Source organism: Phytohabitans aurantiacus (genome assembly GCF_027923225.1).
GTDB lineage: Bacteria > Actinomycetota > Actinomycetes > Mycobacteriales > Micromonosporaceae > Phytohabitans > Phytohabitans aurantiacus.
On record NZ_BSDI01000069.1, the window covers coordinates 1 to 17,699 of the forward strand.

Below are 17,699 nucleotides of genomic sequence, written 5' to 3' on the forward strand. Positions count from 1 at the left end.
TCGAACCGTCAGACAGTCCGAAACCTAGGCCAGGCAACGGCGTGCCCCAATCACCAACCCGACCCCAACCCACACATCGGGGCGAAGAGCCGAACGCACGTGGTTGGATCTCTTTTCGCGTGCATTCGGCCTTGATCGACGCGGATGCCCTTGATCGATGGCCTTGAGCTACGCGATCCCGCATCGCGGGTCGTGGCTGATGGCCGCGCTCGGGCGGTGCGCCGTCAGGCGCGGCCCGCCGATCGGTCTGCCCTCCTGCGCGCTGCGGCCACTCGGGCTGTGAACGGTTATTGCTGCTCTGGCAGCAATAACCGTTCACAGCCCTCGCCGGAACGGCGGCTGGCCGCGTCCTTGATCTCCGTCCTTGTCCTTCGGCCAGGCCGCGTCGCGCTGGCAGCGGCGAGGGCGAAGCCCGCGCCGCCGCGCGCTGCGCAATCTTGATGACTTATGGCGCCTAGGGCGAGCCATAAGTTCGTCAAGATCCGCGAGGTCCAGACCTCGCGAAGGGACACGGGCGCTGTAAAGCGTCCGCGCACGGTAGAGGCGGCGCTCCCCGCGGCGACGTTCGCCGATCAAGGCGATGTCGATCGATCAAGGGCGAATGCACGCGGAAAAGAGATCAAAGCACGTGCGTTTGCCCTTGATCGGCGAAAGAAGGGCCGGGCGGCGCGCCCGCGGGCGGCGGTGGGGGTGGGGTGCTCGCGGAGGGGCGGGCGCCTAGCAGGGTTACCGCCGCGGCGCCTAGCGCCGTTGCTGCCTGGAGGGACTCGGAGGGGGAACTGCCGGACAGCCAGGCGCTCAGGAGGCCGGCGGCGAAGGCGTCGCCGGCGCCGGTCGCGTCGATTACTTGTACGGGGTGGCCGGGGGCGGTCACCACGTTCGGGTCGGCCCAGACGGCGCCGCCTGCGCCGCGCTTGACCACCGCCACCCGCGCCACCTTGGCGAGGGCCTTGGCCTGGGCGGTCGGGTCGCCGGGGCCGGCCAGCACGGTGGCCTCGTCGGCGTTGGCCAGGAGCAGGTCGACACCCCGTACCCAATCGAGGAAAGCCGAGGCGCGCCGCAACGGGGCCGCGGACGCCGCGTCGACGCTCGCGGTGATACCGCGTTCGTGCGCGGCGGCCAGCGCGCGCAACCCCGCGCCGCGCGTTTCCGGGTCCAGCAACGTGTATCCGGACACGTGCACATGCCGAGCCGTTGGCGCGCCGGCCAGCGCGGCGTCGACGTCGGCGGGGGAGAGGAGCAGGTTCGCGCCGCGGTCGGTGATCATCGTGCGTTCGCCGTCGCGGGTCAGCACGATGACGGTACCGGTGGCGGCGTGCTCGTGTCCGCGTACCAGGCAATGGACTCCCGCGGAGGCCAGCTCGGCGACGCGAGCCCGGCCCGCCTCGTCGTCGCCCGCAGCCGCGACCAGGGTGACCGGCGTGCCCTGCGAGGCCAGCCACGCGGCGGTGTTGGCGGCCTGGCCGCCGCCGGTGAAGCGCACGGCGGCCCGCGTGTCCGAACCGGTGGCCAGCGGCCCGTCGAGCACCGCGACCACGTCGGTGACAAGGTCGCCGACGACGATGATCATCTGGTGGCGGCCACGGCGATGCGGGCGGCGAGTTCGGCGTTGCGGAGGATGATCCGCACGTTCACGGCGAGGCTCTCGCCGTGCGTGGCGGAGTGGAAGTGCGACAGCAGGAACGGGGTCACCGCCTTGCCCGTCACCCCCTCCCGCTCCAGCAGGGCGAGGCCGTCGGCGAGCGTGCGGTCGTGTAGGGCGGGGTCGAGCTGCTGGTCGGGCGGGAGCGGGTTGGCGACCACGGTGCCGCCGGTGTGCACCCCGTGCGCGAGACCGGCGGCGATGACGGCGGCGACCTCCTCGGGCGAATCGACCGACCAGTCCAGGTCGAAGCCCGAGTCCGTGATGAAGAACCCGGGGAACCGCCGCGTGCCGTAGCCGAGCACGGTCACGCCGAGTGACTCCAGGCGTTCGAGGGTCGCGCCGACGTCGAGGATCGACTTCACACCCGCGCAGACCACCACGATCGGCGTGCGCGCGAGGGTCACCAGGTCGGCTGATTCGTCGAACGTTTGCGACGCGTCGCGGTGCACCCCGCCCAGCCCGCCGGTCGCGAAGATCGGGATCCCGGCGGCCACGGCGACGGCGCTGGTCGCGGCCACGGTCGTGGCCCCGTCAGCGCCCGCGGCGGCGGCGACGGCGATATCGCGTACCGAGAGTTTCGCCACACCTTCGGCGCTCGCCAGGTGGGACAGCTCCGCGTCGTCGAGCCCTACGGTCAGCCGCCCGCCCACCATGCCGATCGTGGCCGGCACCGCACCGGCGGCCCGGACGGTCGCCTCGATTTCCCGCGCCACCCGCAGGTTGTCGGGCTTCGGGAGCCCATGGGAGACGATCGTGCTCTCAAGTGCGACGATTGGGCGGCGGTCGCGGCGGGCCTCGGCCACTTCGGCCCCGTATGCGATGTCGAAGTCTCTCACGATCTTTACGGTATGCCGCTGGAATGGACCCGTTGGCCGTGAGGTGGGAAACTAGAGGGCTGGAGGTGTTACTCGACGTGAGCACGCAGGTTCTCGAGCGTCCGGAGCTCAAGGATGCCGACACTGGTCCTGAGATGTTCCACTACGTTCGCAAGGAAAAGATCGCCGAGAGTGCGGTCATGGGCACGTTCGTGGTGGCCCTGTGCGGCGAGACCTTCCCGGTGACTAAAGCGGCCAAACCGGGCTCGCCGGTCTGCCCGCAGTGCAAGGAGATCTACGAGTCGATGTCGGAGTAGCGCCGGCATCATCTGACGGCACGCGGCGGTGGCTCGGTCGCCGCCGCCCGCCTTTCGCGATCCTCTGTCGGTCGCTCCGGTTATGCTGAAGGCCGCCTTCGCGTCCCGTCGCGGGGGCGCTTTCGTGTGCGAGGGGGTCGGGGTTGCGGCTGGCGTTGGACGACTTTCCACCGCTGCGGGCGTGGCAGCGCAAGGCGATGGTCGAATATCTGCGGCGCCGCACCGAAGACTTCATGGCGGTCGCTACGCCCGGTGCCGGAAAGACCACGTTCGCGTTGCGGCTCGCGGCTGAGCTGCTCGTCGACGGCACCGTCGAGGCGGTCACCGTGGTCGCGCCGACCGAGCACCTCAAGACCCAGTGGGCGACCGCGGCGGCTCGCGTGGGCATCCAGCTCGACTCGGCGTTCCGCAACGCCGACATTCACTCCTCATCGGACTTTCACGGCGCGGTCGTGACGTACGCCCAGGTGGGCATGGCGCCGCACGTGCACCGGCGGCGCACGATGACCCGGCGCACGATGGTGATCCTCGACGAGATCCACCACGCGGGTGACTCCCGGTCGTGGGGCGACGGTGTCCGAGCCGCCTTCGAGCCCGCCGTACGCCGCCTGATGCTTACGGGCACGCCGTTCCGGTCCGACGACAACCCGATCCCGTTCGTGACGTACGAGCGGGGCGATGGCGGCCTCCAGCGGTCCCGCTCCGACTCGGTCTACGGGTATTCCGACGCGCTCCGTGACGGCGTCGTGCGGCCGGTGATCTTCCTGGCGTACTCGGGTGAGACCCGGTGGCGCACCAGTGCCGGCGACGAGCTGGCCGCCCGGCTGGGTGAGCCGATGACCCAGGACCTCGTCGCGCAGGCATGGCGCACCGCACTCGACCCGGCCGGCGACTGGATGCCACAGGTACTGCGAGCGGCCGACGCGCGACTGCAGGTGCTCCGGGCCGGTGGCATGTCCGACGCGGGTGGCCTTGTCATCGCGAGCGACCAGCAGGCCGCCCGGTCGTACGCCAAACTGATCGAGCGCGTCACCGGTGAAAAGGCGGTGGTCGTCCTCTCCGACGATGCCGGCGCGTCGGCACGCATCGCCACGTTCGCCGCCTCCACCGATCGGTGGATGGTCGCGGTGCGCATGGTGTCCGAGGGCGTCGACATCCCTCGGCTGGCGGTCGGCGTGTACGCCACGAGCGCCTCCACCCCGCTGTACTTCGCTCAGGCGATCGGGCGGTTCGTACGGGCCCGGCGGCCCGGCGAGACCGCGACGGTGTTCCTGCCGAGCGTGCCGCACCTGCTGGGCTTGGCCAGCGAGATGGAAGCCGAGCGCGACCACATCCTCGGCAAGGCCAAGCGCGATGAGGAAGACCTGCTGGTCGAGCGGGCCCAGCGCACCGAAGACGCCAGCGGCGAGTTGGAGAAGCGGTTCGAGGCGCTGTCCGCGACCGCTGAGCTCGATCAGGTGATCTTCGACGGGGCGTCGTTCGGCACGGGCGCACAGGCAGGCACGCCCGAAGAGGAGGAATACCTGGGCCTGCCCGGCCTGCTGACGGCAGACCAGGTGTCGCTGCTGCTCAACAAGCGCCAGGCCGAGCAGTTGGCCGCCCAGCGGCGCAGCCGTGCCGACGCGCCCGCTCAGACAGTTCCCGCGCAGCCAGCAGGGCCGCGCACGGCGGGAGAGAAGCGGATCGCGTTGAGGCGGCAGCTGAACGCCCTCGTCAACGCCCACCACCATCGCAGCGGCCTGCCCCACGGAAAGATCCACGCCGAGCTGCGCAGGCTGTGCGGCGGACCGCCGAGCGCCCAGGCCACGATCGAGCAGCTCGAAGAGCGCATCGCCACGGTCCAAACCCTCTAGGCCCTAGGGGGTTTGGGGTAGAGAAACCGGCCGGAGGCACACCTCCTCCGGCCGGCTATCGAGTCTCTGCGGCTCTGCTCAGTTGGGGTTGGCCATCAGATCGGCGCCTCGCCAGGTGAACTCCGGGTCGGACACGAACTGTACGGTGATCTTGACAAGATCCTCGGCGTACTTGTTCGCGTGGTGTCCACAGAACACCAGCTCGCTCCCACCCGCGAGGGTGATGCGTAGCTTGCCCGCAGCGCTGCAGCGGTCGCACCGTTCATCGGCGGCTGGGGGCGCCGCCGTCTCGGGCGGCGGCATGAGAGTCGGGGTCATCGCCTTCCTCCTCTGGTCGTCACCGATGAACAAGTTCTTCGGTCGTTGCTCACCTATCGTGCAACACCTTTGCGGGGTGCCGCCTTCCCAATGTGCCCTTGGGGGACCGAGGTCACACGTGGGTACGGACAGTGTGCCGTGCGACAAGGGTGCCACGTCAACGATCAAAGTGGGCATCGAGAAGATGACCACATCCCTATATACGTGTGGTGATCAAACCGACACGTACTGTTGACGAAACGCCCTCAATCGAGGTAATCCCGCAAGACCTGGGACCGGGACGGGTGTCGCAATTTTGACATCGTCTTCGACTCGATCTGGCGAATGCGCTCGCGGGTGACCCCGTACACCTGGCCGATCTCGTCGAGGGTCCGCGGCTGCCCGTCGGTCAGGCCGAACCGGAGCCGCACCACGCCCGCCTCGCGCTCCGACAGCGTCTGGAGCACCTGCTGGAGCTGGTCCTGCAGCAGCGAGAAGCTGACGGCGTCGACGGCCACGACCGCCTCGGAGTCTTCGATGAAGTCGCCGAGCTGGCTGTCGCCCTCGTCGCCGATGGTCTGGTCGAGCGAGATGGGCTCCCGGGCGTACTGCTGGATCTCCAGCACCTTCTCCGGTGTGATGTCCATCTCCTTCGCCAGCTCCTCCGGGGTGGGCTCGCGACCCAGGTCCTGGAGCAGCTCGCGCTGGATGCGACCGAGCTTGTTGATCACTTCGACCATGTGGACGGGAATGCGGATGGTGCGTGCCTGGTCGGCCATGGCTCGGGTGATGGCCTGGCGGATCCACCAGGTGGCGTACGTGGAGAACTTGTAGCCCTTGGTGTAGTCGAACTTCTCGACCGCGCGGATGAGGCCGAGGTTGCCTTCCTGGATCAGGTCGAGGAAGGCCATGCCGCGTCCGGTGTATCGCTTGGCGAGCGACACCACGAGCCGGAGGTTGGCCTCCAGCAGGTGGTTCTTGGCGCGTTCGCCGTCGCGGGAGATCCAGCTCAGGTCGCGCCACATCTGCGTGGGGAGCTTCTCCTCGCCCTCCTCGGCGGCGCGCAGCCGCTCCGAGGCGTACAGGCCGGCCTCGATCCGCTTGGCGAGCTCGACCTCCTGCTCGGCGTTCAGCAGGGGGACCTTGCCGATCTGCTTGAGGTAAGCGCGCACCGAGTCGGCGGACGCGGTCAGCTCGGCGTCGCGCCGAGCCTGCTTGAGCGCCTCGGACTCCTCGTCGTCCCACTCGAAGTCGTTGCTGTCGGCGGTGGCGTCGGCCTGTGCCGCCTCGACCAGCTCGGTGGCCTCCTCGACCACCACGTCTTCGATCTCGGCGGCCAGCGCCTCGGGGTCGATCTCCTCGCCGCCCTCGACGCCCTCTGGCGTGCCGTCGGCCTTGGTGGCGCCCTTGGGTGCGGCCTTGGTGCTCTTCGCCGGGCCGGGCTTCGGGGCGGCCTTCGAGGGGGCCGCCTTCGGCGCGGCGGTGGCTGGCGCCTTGCCGGTGGCCTTCGCGGGCTTGGCCGGGTCGGCGGTCTCGCCACCCGAAGCCGGCGGAGCGGACGTGGCCGCGGGGGCGGCCTTCTTCAGCGGAGTCACGGTGGCCTCCTCGGGCGACGCCTGGCTGGGCGCCGCGGCCTGCTTAGCCGCCGTCTTGGTCGCCTTGGCGGTGGTCGCCTTGGAAGCGGGGGTGGCCGAGCGGGCGGCGGAGACCCGGCGGCGAGTACTGGCCGAACCGTCCACCACCACCGTGATGCCGGCTTCGGCGAGAGCGCGAAGAATCTTCTTGGCCTGGGCCGGGGTCACCTCGGCGGACTCAACAGTGCGCGCGACCTCAGCAGACGTCAGCTGACCGCCACCACGCTCGGCGTGGGCGATCAGGGTGTCGGTGATCGAGCGAACGTCGGCGCCGTTGTGGCGAGGCTCTGTCACGAATGACCTTCCGGAGGCGATGAGCGAGCGCGGCCGTACCGGTCAGCACAGCACAAAGCGATGCGTGGCCGGTGGTTTTGGGGGCCCTCGCGCCGCGTACCGGCCGGCGGTGGCGGTCCGTGTCACGTGGGCAGGCGTGAATTGTAACGCTGTCAGCGGCGATCATCCTGCCGCGCACGCCGAACAGGACCTCTGCCGGGGCCTTTCATGGGGCACAGCTGACCGATGCCGGAGGGCTTTGACAGGATGATACGGGGTTTGAGGGGGTACGGATGCACGACGCGGCGCCAACGCCGGAAGAGTTGCTTGAGATCGCAATCAAGATTGTCCGGGACGCGGCGGACACCGCCAGCCGGATGCGAGCCGAGGGAATTTCGGGGGTCACCACCAAGAGCACCGACACCGACGTGGTGACCGCGGCCGACCGGGCCGTCGAGCGCCAGGTGGTCGGCGCGCTTCGCGAGGTACGCCCCGGCGACACCGTGCTGGGCGAGGAGTACGGGGCGAGCGCCGTGGCGGGGCCCGGTGCCGTGCGGTGGATCCTCGACCCGATCGACGGCACCGTGAACTACCTGTACGGGCTGCCCCAGTACGCGGTCTCGCTGGCGGCCGAGGTCGGCGGCGAGGTGGTCGCGGGCGTCGTGCGCAACCCGGCGACGGGCGCCGAGTGGACCGCCACGCGCGGCGGCGGCGCCTACCGCGATGGCCAACTTCTGCACGGCTCCAGCCAGACCGAGCTCGGCCAGGCGCTGGTGGGCACCGGGTTCGGGTACGACGCGGCGCGGCGGGCGCACCAGGCGGCCGTGCTCGCCGGGCTGCTGCCGCAGGTGCGAGACATCCGCCGCTTCGGGGCGGCCGCGCTCGACCTGTGCGCGGTCGCCGAGGGCCGGCTCGACGCGTACTACGAGAAGGGCCTCAACCCGTGGGACCATGCCGCGGGCGGCCTGGTGGCCACCGAGGCGGGGCTTCTGGTCGGGGGCCTGTCCGGTGCACCCCCGGGGCTCGCGATGGTGGTAGCGGCGCCACCAGCGCTCTTCAAGCCGCTGCACGACCGCCTGGTCGAGCTCGACGCCGCCGGTGGCCCGTAAGCCGGCCAGCGGCCCGTAGGTCAGGCGGCGTCCGCGGCGCAGGACTGCGGCGGCAGTAGCGGGCTGCCCAGCTCGACGAGCGCCTGGTTCTTCTCGGTGGTGGTCGCGAGCTGCTTGAACTGGTCGCCGATCACCACGTCGATCACGTCGCCTTCGCGCTTCGGGTCGTACTCGGGGTCGGCCTCACGCAGGAAGTAGGCCTGCAGTACCTGAGCCGAGCCGACCCCCTTCGGCCCGTACCGGAGCACGGCCACCCCCGCGACGCCCTTCTTCGCCGGGTCGTTGCCCTTCTTCTTGACCTGGAACTTCCGGTTCGCGAAGTCGGCGCCCACGGAGTTGGCGAGGTTCGGCGTGTCGGTCGCGTTGTAGACGTTGATCTTGATGTCTTTTTCCTGACGCAACGCGAGATCGGCGCGCGCCCACCCGTCCGGGCACTTGGCGACCGGCGCCTCGCCGCGCTGGGTGTCGCGCGTCATGGCGACCACCACGAAGACCAACGCGCACACCACCAGAAGCCCGACGACGACAAGCGCCCGCACACGCGCAAAGGTCATTGGTCGTGCTCCCCGTCCAGGTGGCAGTGGTATGGCGATGAGGTTAGCGTCTGACGCCACACCGCGCGGAAAGGAGCGCAGACTACCGGCGCGTTGACGTTGTTCCCGTCACCCGGACCCCTATCTTCGTGTCGCCTGAGTCACATTGGGAACAACTTCGCGCGCGGGGGCGTACAAGCCTCCCACAGGGGCGGTATACATGCCTCGCCCCGAGGACGGTAAGGTACCGCGCTCGCAGGGGGAGTTTCCTTCCGGCGGGTGCCGCCCGGGCCGGCATGGTGATGTGCCAGATCGGACCAGGCGGGTTACCCGGCGGCCAGCCGGGAACCGAAACACTGTCGTCCGGCGTTACAACCGGGAAGCGACACATCGAAACAGGAGAGTGACATCCGATGGCCACCGACTACGACGCCCCGCGTCGCGACGAGGTAGACCTCGGCGAGGACAGCCTGGAGGAGCTCAAGGCACGGCGCGTCGACTCTCAGTCGGGCGCTGTGGACGTGGACGAGGCAGAGGTTGCCGAGAGTTTTGAACTCCCCGGGGCCGACCTCGCCGACGAGGAGCTGACCGTCAAGGTCCTTCCGATGCAGCAGGACGAGTTCCGCTGCGCCCGGTGCTTCCTCGTCCACCACCGCAGCCAGCTTGCCTTCGAGCGCAACGGCGAGCTGATCTGCCGCGAGTGCGCCTGACGGCGGACTGACCCAAGGGCGACCTCACCGACGAGGTCGCCCGCCGAGCCGACCCGTGGGGAGGTGAGGACGGCATGAGTGACCCCGAATTGAGTGCCACCGTCGCCGCCCTGGCCGACGAGGAGGTGCCGGGCGGCGAGCGCAAGCAGCTGCTGCGCCGCCTGGCCGGCCAGGTGCGGCGGGACGGGCTTGGCGGCCTGTTCCGGCCCAAGGCGATCGCTCGCCGGCTGGTCGACGTGGTCACCGAGATCGCGCCGCACATACCGGTACGCGATCTCGCGACGCTGCGACGGCACTATCCGGGGTTGGAAGGCGAGGCGCTCGCCGATCGGCTCGTGCGCAACGCGTCACGGGCCACCGGCGGCGTGGGCGCGGCCGGCGGCGGCATCGCGGCGGTCGAGTGGGCGGCGACGCCGACCCTGCTCTCGGCTCCCGTGCTGCTCGCCGCGGAAACGGTCGCGGTCGTCGCGATCGAGGTCAAGCTGATCGCGGAGCTGCACGAGGTGTACGGGGAGCCGGTGCCGGGCGCCCGCATGGAGAGAGCGATCAGCCTGCTGCAGGCGTGGGCGGGCCAGCGGGGCGTCAACCCCATGGTGCCGGGCGTCGGCGTGGCCGCCGTGCTCAGTACGGCCGCCCGCAAGGAGCTGCGCGACATGCTGCTGCGCCGCTTCGGGCGGCATCTCACCACGCTGGGGCCGCTGCTCACGGGCGCGGCGGTGGCGAGCTACCTCAACCGCCGGGCGACACAGGGACTCGGCAAGCGGGTCCGAGACGACCTGCGCCGCGCGCTCCCTCCGGCAAGCTCTGCTTGATGCCCTCGCCTCGCTCGGGGCGCGCTCGCTAGGAGCGGGCCGCTCTTCCGGCAAGCTGGGAGCGGGCCGCCAGGAGCGCCTTGGCCAGATCGTCGGGGTGCCGGGAGCTGACCACCCAGTACGGCGTGGGGTCGGCCGGGTCATCGAGTACCACCTGGACCGCGCCGCCGATCCATGGCCGCTGCACGACGAACGCCAGCGGGTCGGCGCCCACCCCCAGCACCTCGCGGCGCCCCTCGGCGTCGAGCGGGATCGCGTCGGCGACGAAGCGCACCGGCAGCCGGGCGTCGTCGACCAGCAACTCGTCATCGGCCACCCGGACCCGGATGCGGCCGAGCCACCACAGCCCGGCGGCGGCCAGCGGCAGCAACACGACGAACGGCAGCCAGGCCCGTACGCCACTGGACCCCAGCCAGATCTCGGCCGCGAGCAGGGCGGCACCGCCGAGGCCGGGCAGCCAGAGCCACCACGGTACGGTCAGTCGCTCGACATATCCCGTGGTGGGTGTAGATCCCATGGTGGTGAGGGTAGTCCGCGGACCGGATACGGCAGGATGGTGGGACCACCCCCGCATCCCGTGACACGAAGAGAGTGGAACCGTGACCGACGCTGTGTCCGTAGCCGTGCGCCGGCTGGACCCGGACCTGCCGATGCCCGCGTACGCCCACCCGGGCGACGCCGGCGCCGACCTCGTGGCGGCCGAAGATGTGGAGCTCGCGCCGGGCACCCGTGCCCTTGTGCGGACGGGCGTCGCCATCGGGCTGCCCGAGGGGTACGTCGGCCTGGTCCACCCGCGGTCGGGGCTCGCCGCCCGGCTGGGCGTAACGGTGCTGAACGCGCCCGGTACGGTCGATGCCGGCTACCGGGGAGAGATCCTCGTCAACCTGATCAACCACGATCCCGCCGCGACCGCGAAGATCGCCCGGGGCGACCGCATCGCGCAGCTCGTGGTGCAGCGAGTGGCACACGCAAACTTCCACGCCGTCGACGAGCTGTCCGACTCCGCACGGGGCACGGGCGGGCACGGGTCGACCGGCGGGCATTCGGGACTGGAGGAACGACAGTGAGGTTCTCGCGACGCCGGGAGGGCGGACGGCACGCCCGCTCCGACGACGAGTTCTTCGAGGTGGAGGAGGGCTCGGCGGCGCCACCGGCGTACGGCCCGTACGACGTTTCGGAGGCTCCGGAGGGGGTGCGCCGGCTCGACCTGGGCAGCCTCCAGATCCCGGCGATCGACGGGGTCGAGGTGCGGGTACAGGCCAACCCTGACGGCGTGGTGCAGCAGGTGGTACTGGTGCACGGCGACAACGCGTTGCAGCTCGGCGTGTTCGCGGCGCCCCGCTCGGAGGGCATCTGGGACGAGGTACGCGACGAGATCCGCAAGTCCCTCTTCGACGACGGGGTCGCCGCGGAGGAGACCGACGGCGAGTACGGAGTGGAGCTGCGCGCCCGCGTGCGCACCCCGGACGGCCTGACCGACCTGCGGTTCATCGGCGTCGACGGTCCGCGGTGGATGGTGCGCGGCGTGTTCCAGGGCCCGGCCGCTATCGACCCGAGCCGGGCGGGCTCGCTGATCGACTGCCTCCGTGGACTGGTGGTCGACCGGGGGCACGAGGCGAAGCCGGTACGCGAAGCGCTGCCGCTGCGCCTGCCGCGCGAGGTGACCGACGAGGCCAAGGCGGCGGGCGCCACCGTCTCGGAGGAGCCGCCGGCGGCTCCGGGTGTGAACGGCGAGCGTCCGGGCGGTCAGGCGCCGCCGCGCCGCAAGCCATCCCCACGCCCCCGCCGCCACTGACCCCTGTATCTCCTGCCGCCGGCATCACACCCGGCGGCGGGGGATGGCGCGTGATCGACAGGCCGACGTACGCTGAAGTTCGGGGGCTTGTCGAGGAGGGGACGCCGAGGTCATGGCGACCGACCAAAGGCCATCGTCGATGCGCAGGTTCTTCCAGCGCCTCACGGCGAGCGAAGCCGAGCTCGACGCAGAGCAGTTACAGCGGGAAAGTGTCGTTTCGGGTTGTACCCTTGCCGGACAATGCCGGCGAGGACAACTCGTCTCCGTGTCCGGCCGGCTGCGCACCGTGGTTTACACTCCACGCACCAACCTGCCGACTCTGGAGGCAGATCTGTACGACGGCAGCGACGTGATCACGTTGGTGTGGCTCGGGCGGCGGCACATCGCCGGCATCGAGCCCGGCCGGCAGCTGGTGGCGCGCGGTCGAGTGGCTGTCCGAGATGACCGAAAAGTCATCTACAACCCGTACTACGAGCTGGAAGCGTCTCGGTGAGCATGACGGAAACCCCACCTGAGGAAGACGAACGGCTCCCCAGTTTTGCCGAGCAGATGGCCGACCAGCTCGGCGGCTGGCGAGGGCTCGTCGAGTCGAGCATCCCCGTCGTCGTGTTCGTACTGGTCAACGTCGTCGCCGCCCTCAACCCCGCGCTGATCGCCTCGGTGGGCATCGCGGTCGCCATCGCGGTCATGCGGCTGGTCCAGCGCCGCCCGATCCGCCACGCCGTCAACGGCCTGGTCGGCGTCGGCATCGGTGCCGCCATCGCGTGGAACACCGGCGAGGAGAAAGACTTCTACCTGCCCGGCATCCTGTACGGGATCGCCTACGGGCTGGCGTTGCTCGGCTCGGTGGCGATCCGCCAGCCGCTGGTGGGCTGGATCTGGTCGGTGATCGTGGCCGGCGGCAAGTCCGAGTGGCGCGGCGACCCGCGGATGATCCGGATGTTCGGCTGGCTCACTATCCTGTGGGGCGTCGTGTGGCTGGCCAAGGTCGGCGTACAGGCGGCGCTCTATGTCGCTGACATGGACACCGCGCTCGGCGTGGCCCGGCTCGCACTCGGCTACCCGCCGTACCTGCTGCTGCTCGCCATCACGGTCTGGACCGTCCGGCGGACCACGCGCACGGCGGACGCCGAGGTCGCCCCGGCCTAAAGCCGCCGCCGCAACCTTGGTGATCAGGGCGTCCCTCAAGTCGTTAGAACGACTTGAGGGACGCCCTGATCACGAAGTGGGCTAGGACGGGTCGCCGAGGATCACCGCGCGCACCGCGTCTTCGACCTCGGCCGTGCACACGAAGATCAGCTCGTCGCCGCCCTCGATCGGGTCGTCGGGCGTCGGCACCAGTACCCGCTTGCCGCGCACGATCGCGACCAGCGCCGAGTCGCGGGGCAGCGGCACCGAGTGCACCGGCTTGCCCACGTGCGGCGCCGTCGGCGGCAGCGTGATCTCCACCAGGTTGGCCTCGCCCTGCCGGAACGTCATCAGCCGCACCAGGTCACCCACCGTGACCGCCTCTTCGACCAGCGCGGCCATCAGGCGCGGCTTGCTCACCGCGACGTCGACGCCCCACTGCTCGTTGAAGAGCCACTCGTTTTCCGCGCGGTTGACCCGGGCGACCACCCGCGGCACGGCGAACTCGGTCTTCGCGAGCAGCGACACCACCAGGTTGACCTTGTCGTCGCCGGTGGCGGCGACCACCACGTCACAGCCGGCCACGTCGGCCTCTTCGAGGCTCGACAGCTCGCAGGCGTCAGCCAGGATCCACTCGGCCGCCGGCACCCGCTCGGGCCGCAGCATGCTCGGCTGGCGGTCGATGAGCATCACCTGGTGACCGTTTTCGATCAACTCCTGTGCGATGGACCGCCCGACGTTGCCGGCCCCCGCGATCGCGACCCGCATGATCACTTACCTCCCTTGGGAGCCGTGCACGCGGCGGTGCTGGTCTGCCTGGCGATGTCGTCGGTGACGAGCATGAAGACCTGGTCGCCCTCCTGGAGGATGGTCTCCGGGTTGGCCAAGGTGCCGATGCCGAAGCGCATCAGGTACGCGACGCGGGTGCCGGCCGCCCTCTCCAGGGCGCTCAGCGGATGGCCGTACCAATCCTTGTGCAGCGGCACCTCGATGATCGCGACGGTGCTGGTGGGGTCGCGGAAGATCTCGACCGTGCCCTCGGGAACGAGCTGGCGCAGGATCCGGTCGGCCGTCCAGCGCACGGTGGCGACGGTGGGGATGCCCAGCCGCTCGTACACCTCGGCGCGCTTCTGGTCGTAGATCCTGGCCACCACCCGGGAAACGCCGAACGTCTCGCGGGCCAGCCGAGCGGAGATGATGTTGGAGTTGTCGCCGCTCGACACGGCGGCGAACCCGTCGGCCCGTTCGATGCCGGCCTGGCGGAGCACGTCGCGGTCGAACCCGATGCCCGTCACCGTGACGCCGCCGAACTCGGGGCTCAGCCGGCGGAACGCGTCGGAGTTCTGGTCGATGACCGCGATCGAATGGCCCCGCGACTCCAGGTTGTGGGCCAGCGTGGACCCGACCCGCCCACACCCCATGATCACGACGTGCACCAGTGGCTCCCCTCAGTGCGCCTCACACCGAAAGGGTCGCACGCCAGCGGCGCGCGTGTGGTGGCGGCTGGTGGGAGCCGTACGATCTGCGCTTGTGGTCAGTCCCACCTCGCTGCTGAAGCGGCTGCTCGTCGGCAGGCCGTTTCGATCCGACCGGCTGCAGCACACGCTGCTCCCGAAGCGGATCGCGCTGCCGGTGTTCGCGTCCGACGCGCTCTCCAGCGTCGCCTACGCCCCCGACGAGATCCTGCTCACGCTCTCCATCGCCGGAGCGGGGGCGTACGTCTACTCGCCCTGGGTGGCCCTCGCCGTCGTCGTGGTGATGCTCACGGTGGTCGCCAGCTACCGGCAGAACGTGCACGCGTACCCGTCCGGCGGCGGCGACTACGAGGTGGCCACGGTCAACCTGGGCCCCAAGTTCGGCATCGGGGTGGCGAGCGCGCTGCTGGTCGACTACGTGCTGACGGTGGCCGTGTCGGTTTCGTCCGGCGTCGCGAACCTCGGCTCGGTCATCCCGTTCGTCGCCACGCACAAGGTGGGCATCGCGGTCACCGCCGTCGTACTGCTCACCGCCATGAATCTGCGCGGTCTACGCGAGTCCGGCACCGCATTCGCGATCCCGACTTATGGGTTCATGATCGTCATTATCGGGATGCTGCTGACCGGCCTGTTCCGCATCTTCGTGATGGGCGACGACCTGAGCGCGCCCAGCGCCGGCCTGGTCATCGCCGCCGAAGAGGAGCATCTGACCGGGTTCGCGATGGCGTTCCTGCTGTTACGGACGTTCTCGTCCGGTTGCGCGGCGCTCACCGGTGTCGAGGCCATCTCCAACGGCGTACCGGCATTCAAGCAACCCAAGAGCCGCAACGCCGCGACGACCCTGCTGATGCTCGGCGTCACGGCCGTCACCATGCTCGTCGGCATCGTCTGGCTCTCGCGCCTGACGCATCTCCAGTACGTCGAGGACGCTCACCAGATCGTCGAAGGACCCGCCGGGTACGTGCAGAAGACCGTCACGACCCAGCTCGGCACGGCGGTCTTCGGCGACGGCTCGGTCCTGCTGTACATCGTCGCCGGCGCCACCGCGCTCATCCTCTTCCTGGCCGCGAACACCGCGTTCAACGGCTTTCCGGTACTCGGCTCGATCCTCGCCCAGGACCGCTACCTGCCCCGCCAGCTGCACACCCGCGGCGACCGGCTGGCGTTCTCCAACGGGATCGTCTTCCTGGCCGTCTTCGCGATCGTGCTGATCGTCGCCTTCCAGGCCGAGGTGACCAAGCTCATCCAGCTGTACATCGTGGGCGTGTTCGTATCGTTCACGCTGTCGCAGGCCGGCATGATCCGGCACTGGAACCGGCTGCTGAAACGGGAGCGCAGCCCCGAGATGCGCAACCGGATGATCCGGTCCAGGGCCATCAACACGTTCGGCATGATCCTGACCGGCGCGGTGCTCATCGTCGTACTCATCACCAAGTTCCTGCTCGGTGCCTGGATCGCGATCGCCGCCATGGCCGTGATCTACGTGATCATGCTGGGCATCCGGCGGCACTACGACACGGTCGCGCGCGAGCTCACCCCCGCCGAGGACCGGCCCGTACTGCCCGCCCGCAACCACGCCATCGTGCTGGTCAGCAAGGTGCACATGCCCACGCTGCGGGCGGTCGCCTACGCGCAGGCCACCCGTCCGGACACGCTCACCGGGCTCACCGTCAACGTCGACGAGAAGGACACGCGGGCCATCCAACAGGAGTGGGAACGCCGGCAGGTGCCCGTGCCGCTCACCGTCATCGACTCGCCCTACCGGGAGATCACCCGGCCGATCATCGAGTACGTCAAGTCGGTGCGCCGCGACGCGCCGCGCGACGTGGTGACGGTCTTCATCCCCGAGTACGTGGTGGGCAAGTGGTGGGAAAACCTGCTGCACAACCAGAGCGCCCTGCGGATCAAGGGGCGGCTGCTCTTCGAACCGGGCGTGATGGTCACCAGCGTGCCGTGGCAGCTCGCCTCCAGCGCCGGCCGCAACCTCGACCGTTTCGACCGGGACCTTTCCCGCGGCCCCGCTCGTGGCCCGCGGTCCCGCGGTTCCAACGACTCCCGCGGATCTCACAGCTCCAACGACGACAGGGCCGCCCGCTCATGATGCTGCTCGACCAGATCGAGCTCACCGTCGGCGCGGTCGCGCACGGCGGCCACTGTGTCGCCCGCATCGGCGAGCCGCCCGGCCGCGTCGTCTTCGTGCGCCACGCCCTGCCCGGCGAGCGCGTCATCGCCGAGATCACCGAGGTGCACCCCGGATACCTGCGCGCCGACGCGGTCACCATCCTCTCCGCGTCACCGGACCGCGTCGAGCCGCCCTGCCCCTTCGCCGGACCAGACCGCTGCGGGGGCTGCGACCTCCAACACGCCGCGCCCGCGGCGCAGCGAGAGTGGAAGGCCGCCGTCGTGCGCGAGCAACTCGCCCGGCTCGCCGGTCTGCCAGATTTTCCGGTACAGGTCGAAGCGTTGCCGGGCGGCCCGATGGGCGAGCTGTTGGGGTGGCGCACGCGCGTCCGGTACGCCGTGGACGCCACCGGAAGGGCCGGGCTGCTCAAGCACCGTTCGCACGAGGTGGTGCCGATCGACCGGTGCCGCATCGCGCACCCCAACATCCAGGCGCTCCCCGTGACCGACCGCTTGTGGCCGTCGACCGACTCCATCGAGACCGTCGCCCCGTCCGCCGGGGATGCCCTGGTCATCGAAAACGAGGTGCCAGTACAGGAACGCGCGCTTGGTCGTGAGTGGACACTGCCGGCGCGCGCGTTCTGGCAGGTACACCCGGCGGCACCCGACACCTTCGCCGCGGCGGTACTCGACCTGCTCAAGCCTCGGTCCGGCGAGACCGCCTGGGACCTGTACGGCGGCGCCGGCCTCTTCGCCGCGGCTCTCGCCCCAGCGGTAGGCCCCACCGGCCGCGTGACAATCGTCGAAGCCGACCCGCGCGGTGTATCCGCCGCCCGCACCGCCCTGGCCGACCTCCCCCAAATCCGCGTCGTACCGGCCAAAGTGGAGAACGCCCTCCGCGGCCGCCTGACCGGCCCAGTCGACCTGGTAGTCCTCGACCCACCCCGCACCGGAGCCGGCCGCGCCGTAACCCACGCCGTGATCGCCGCCGCCCCCCGCGCGGTGGCATACGTCGCCTGCGACCCAGCCGCACTGGCCCGCGACGTCCGCACCTTCCGCGACGCCGGCTGGCGCCTAGCCGACCTGCGCGCCTACGACGCCTTCCCCATGACCCACCACATAGAGTCCATAGCTCTCTTAACCCCCTAACTACACCCAGCCCACCCCAGCCGGTCCGCGCCC

19 protein-coding genes are annotated in these 17,699 nt (G+C 70.2%); 11 read left to right on the plus strand and 8 right to left on the minus strand.

What is annotated here, in order from left to right; genetic code table 11:
* Positions 1 to 619 precede the first annotated feature (619 nt).
* Both QMG73_RS39975 and QMG73_RS39980 read right to left on the minus strand, forming a co-directional pair.
* On the minus strand, positions 620 to 1,570 hold the full coding sequence (locus QMG73_RS39975) for a carbohydrate kinase family protein (RefSeq protein WP_281904418.1): 951 nt from the start codon (positions 1,568 to 1,570) through the stop codon (positions 620 to 622).
* Positions 1,567 to 2,481, minus strand: coding sequence for a pseudouridine-5'-phosphate glycosidase (locus QMG73_RS39980; protein WP_281904420.1), 915 nt, complete (start codon positions 2,479 to 2,481; stop codon positions 1,567 to 1,569). Before QMG73_RS39980 ends, QMG73_RS39975 begins: the two co-directional genes overlap by 4 nt.
* Before the next feature lie 23 nt (positions 2,482 to 2,504).
* Between QMG73_RS39980 and QMG73_RS39985 the strand changes: the two genes are divergently transcribed.
* Together QMG73_RS39985 and QMG73_RS39990 are read left to right on the plus strand one after the other, a co-directional pair.
* Positions 2,505 to 2,777 (plus strand): DUF3039 domain-containing protein, encoded by a 273-nt coding sequence (locus QMG73_RS39985; RefSeq protein ID WP_281904421.1) that lies wholly within the window; start codon positions 2,505 to 2,507, stop codon positions 2,775 to 2,777.
* A 197-nt stretch (positions 2,778 to 2,974) separates the two neighbouring features.
* Positions 2,975 to 4,630, plus strand: a complete 1,656-nt coding sequence (locus QMG73_RS39990; protein WP_407676922.1) for a DEAD/DEAH box helicase — start codon at positions 2,975 to 2,977, stop codon at positions 4,628 to 4,630.
* Positions 4,631 to 4,708: 78 nt separating this feature from the next.
* Here QMG73_RS39990 and QMG73_RS39995 read toward each other — a convergent pair whose 3' ends face one another.
* Positions 4,709 to 4,948: a DUF7455 domain-containing protein gene (locus QMG73_RS39995; RefSeq protein WP_281904425.1), complete on the minus strand. Its 240-nt coding sequence runs from the start codon at positions 4,946 to 4,948 to the stop codon at positions 4,709 to 4,711.
* 245 nt (positions 4,949 to 5,193) lie between these two features.
* Positions 5,194 to 6,855 (minus strand): RNA polymerase sigma factor, encoded by a 1,662-nt coding sequence (locus QMG73_RS40000; RefSeq protein WP_281904427.1) that lies wholly within the window; start codon positions 6,853 to 6,855, stop codon positions 5,194 to 5,196.
* 272 nt (positions 6,856 to 7,127) lie between these two features.
* Between QMG73_RS40000 and QMG73_RS40005 the strand changes: the two genes are divergently transcribed.
* A complete protein-coding gene (locus QMG73_RS40005) occupies positions 7,128 to 7,943 on the plus strand; it encodes an inositol monophosphatase family protein (protein WP_281904429.1) in 816 nt (271 codons plus the stop codon).
* Between the two features lie 20 nt (positions 7,944 to 7,963).
* On the opposite strand, the gene QMG73_RS40010 is transcribed toward QMG73_RS40005, so the two are convergent.
* Positions 7,964 to 8,497, minus strand: coding sequence for a LytR C-terminal domain-containing protein (locus tag QMG73_RS40010; protein WP_281904431.1), 534 nt, complete (start codon positions 8,495 to 8,497; stop codon positions 7,964 to 7,966).
* A gap of 392 nt (positions 8,498 to 8,889) precedes the next feature.
* On the opposite strand from QMG73_RS40010, the gene QMG73_RS40015 reads away from it, so the two are divergent.
* Both QMG73_RS40015 and QMG73_RS40020 read left to right on the plus strand, forming a co-directional pair.
* Positions 8,890 to 9,186: a DUF4193 domain-containing protein gene (locus QMG73_RS40015; RefSeq protein ID WP_265253575.1), complete on the plus strand. Its 297-nt coding sequence runs from the start codon at positions 8,890 to 8,892 to the stop codon at positions 9,184 to 9,186.
* A 74-nt stretch (positions 9,187 to 9,260) separates the two neighbouring features.
* Positions 9,261 to 9,998 carry a hypothetical protein gene (locus QMG73_RS40020; protein ID WP_281904433.1) on the plus strand — a complete coding sequence of 246 codons (738 nt, stop codon included), beginning with the start codon at positions 9,261 to 9,263 and terminating at the stop codon, positions 9,996 to 9,998.
* A 28-nt stretch (positions 9,999 to 10,026) separates the two neighbouring features.
* Here the strand turns inward: QMG73_RS40020 and QMG73_RS40025 are convergent, their stop codons facing one another.
* A complete protein-coding gene (locus tag QMG73_RS40025; protein ID WP_281904434.1) occupies positions 10,027 to 10,515 on the minus strand; it encodes a DUF3093 domain-containing protein in 489 nt (162 codons plus the stop codon).
* A gap of 82 nt (positions 10,516 to 10,597) precedes the next feature.
* Here QMG73_RS40025 and dut point away from each other — a divergent pair, with 82 nt between their 5' ends.
* The 4 genes from dut (at position 10,598) to QMG73_RS40045 (ending at position 12,942) form a co-directional block, all read left to right on the plus strand.
* A complete protein-coding gene (dut, locus tag QMG73_RS40030) occupies positions 10,598 to 11,065 on the plus strand; it encodes a dUTP diphosphatase (RefSeq protein WP_281904435.1) in 468 nt (155 codons plus the stop codon).
* Entirely contained in the window at positions 11,062 to 11,793 is a 732-nt protein-coding gene (locus QMG73_RS40035) for a DUF3710 domain-containing protein (RefSeq protein WP_281904437.1), read from the plus strand. Before dut ends, QMG73_RS40035 begins: the two co-directional genes overlap by 4 nt.
* Before the next feature lie 112 nt (positions 11,794 to 11,905).
* Positions 11,906 to 12,286, plus strand: a complete 381-nt coding sequence (locus tag QMG73_RS40040; protein WP_281904439.1) for an OB-fold nucleic acid binding domain-containing protein — start codon at positions 11,906 to 11,908, stop codon at positions 12,284 to 12,286.
* A gap of 2 nt (positions 12,287 to 12,288) precedes the next feature.
* On the plus strand, positions 12,289 to 12,942 hold the full coding sequence (locus QMG73_RS40045; RefSeq protein ID WP_281904545.1) for a DUF3159 domain-containing protein: 654 nt from the start codon (positions 12,289 to 12,291) through the stop codon (positions 12,940 to 12,942).
* A gap of 81 nt (positions 12,943 to 13,023) precedes the next feature.
* On the opposite strand, the gene QMG73_RS40050 is transcribed toward QMG73_RS40045, so the two are convergent.
* Together QMG73_RS40050 and QMG73_RS40055 are read right to left on the minus strand one after the other, a co-directional pair.
* On the minus strand, positions 13,024 to 13,695 hold the full coding sequence (locus tag QMG73_RS40050) for a potassium channel family protein (protein WP_281904440.1): 672 nt from the start codon (positions 13,693 to 13,695) through the stop codon (positions 13,024 to 13,026).
* On the minus strand, positions 13,692 to 14,357 hold the full coding sequence (locus tag QMG73_RS40055) for a potassium channel family protein (protein ID WP_281904441.1): 666 nt from the start codon (positions 14,355 to 14,357) through the stop codon (positions 13,692 to 13,694). Before QMG73_RS40055 ends, QMG73_RS40050 begins: the two co-directional genes overlap by 4 nt.
* Before the next feature lie 94 nt (positions 14,358 to 14,451).
* On the opposite strand from QMG73_RS40055, the gene QMG73_RS40060 reads away from it, so the two are divergent.
* Both QMG73_RS40060 and QMG73_RS40065 read left to right on the plus strand, forming a co-directional pair.
* A complete protein-coding gene (locus QMG73_RS40060; RefSeq protein WP_281904443.1) occupies positions 14,452 to 16,497 on the plus strand; it encodes an APC family permease in 2,046 nt (681 codons plus the stop codon).
* Positions 16,494 to 17,666, plus strand: coding sequence for a class I SAM-dependent RNA methyltransferase (locus tag QMG73_RS40065; protein ID WP_281904446.1), 1,173 nt, complete (start codon positions 16,494 to 16,496; stop codon positions 17,664 to 17,666). The genes QMG73_RS40060 and QMG73_RS40065 overlap by 4 nt, the downstream gene beginning before the upstream one ends.
* Positions 17,667 to 17,699: the final 33 nt, after the last annotated feature.